General features: G+C 64.3%; 1 protein-coding gene. It reads left to right on the top strand.

Going from position 1 to position 502, the window contains the following annotated elements:
* Positions 1–502 (top strand): FAD-linked oxidase C-terminal domain-containing protein (locus tag CXQ94_RS24205; protein WP_368665598.1); only part of this gene is annotated, 502 nt, incomplete at both ends.

Below are 502 nucleotides of genomic sequence, written 5' to 3'. Positions count from 1 at the left end.
CAACCAGCTTTGGAAGATCCGCAAGGACACCTTCCCGGCAGTCGGCGCCGTGCGCCAGACCGGCACCACGGTGATCATCGAAGACGTCACCTTCCCCGTCGAGCGCCTGGCCGAGGGCGTCAATCACCTGATCGAGTTGCTCGACAAGCACCGCTATGACGAGGCGATCCTCTTCGGCCATGCCCTGGAAGGCAACCTGCACTTCGTCTTCACCCAGGGCTTCGATGATCCGGCGCAGGTCGCCCGTTACGAAGCCTTCATGGGCGAAGTGGCGCAGCTGGTCGCCGTCGAATTCGGCGGCGCGCTCAAGGCCGAACACGGCACCGGCCGCAACATGGCGCCCTTCGTCGAGCTGGAATGGGGCAGCGAAGCCTACGCGCTGATGTGGAAGATCAAGCGCCTGCTCGACCCCACCGGCATCCTCAACCCGGACGTAGTGCTCTCCGAAGACCCGGACATCCACCTGAAGAACCTCAAGCCGATGCCGGCCGCCGACGAGATC

It is taken from the genome of Arthrobacter sp. GMC3 (assembly GCF_002929305.1).
In the GTDB taxonomy this organism is placed as follows: domain Bacteria; phylum Actinomycetota; class Actinomycetes; order Actinomycetales; family Micrococcaceae; genus Specibacter.
Note: the sequence above shows the minus strand (reverse complement) of the source record. Positions and strands in the feature narration are given on the sequence as shown.